Below are 793 nucleotides of genomic sequence, written 5' to 3'. Positions count from 1 at the left end.
TTAGGATATTTTGCCAAATCAGGTTTTTCTCCCAATTTAGCAGCACTGGAGAGATCGAATATAGGAGTAGAAACGGATTTTGACCTTATATTTATAGAAGCTCCTTCACTAAAGACAATTTGGGGTGCATGTCTTGCGGAATACAAATCACCGGCCACATCATACCAATACCCATCAATTGTAGAAATCGGTTCCTCAGTTATAATGTCATGATTTAAAGTAAATCTTTTTCCAAAAAAGGCCTTTGTGTTCGCATTATCTTCTGCAGTAAGAAAACTTCCCCAACCATGTTGATTCCACGTAACGTCGTTACCAACCCGAAATTGGACAGGCCCCCAAAAAACATTACCTCTACGAGCACTAGCAGCGTTGCCATCGTAAATTGTGAATGTAGCCCTGTCTCCTATAGAAAAAGAACTGGTCAACGAAAATATATAAGGGTGATAATTTTCATTGGAACCTTTAATGGTTACCGAAGCATCATTAGCAAATTCAACATTTCTAAGGTCACCTATGTAGGTGTTGGTATAAACTGCCCCAGCAATCTCCAAATAATTTGTGCCAGAAAAATGAACGGAAGCTCCACTAGCTGCGATAACATTCCAAGCTTTGGTTTTTTTGCCGTATTTGTCGTAAGGATTTATATCACCAGTCTTTAACGTAATATTATTAAAGCAAAATGTACCATTAGATGAAGTATCACCAATTATTCTCCCACAACTAACTAATGTTCCTTGATAGTCACTTGTGTTTTGGGTGAAATTAGCGTTTGTTAAAACAAAGGTAAAGGTAT

1 protein-coding gene is annotated in these 793 nt (G+C 37.6%); it reads right to left on the bottom strand.

Annotated features, from left to right (window positions below):
• On the bottom strand, positions 1 to 793 hold a 793-nt coding region (locus CRG87_RS08075), incomplete at both ends, for a hypothetical protein (protein ID WP_165775990.1).

Origin of the sequence: Lactobacillus apis, from assembly GCF_002837055.1 — a bacterium.
Classification (GTDB): domain Bacteria; phylum Bacillota; class Bacilli; order Lactobacillales; family Lactobacillaceae; genus Lactobacillus; species Lactobacillus apis.
The sequence above is the reverse complement of the archived record's forward strand: the minus strand, read 5'-3'. Positions and strand labels throughout refer to the sequence as shown.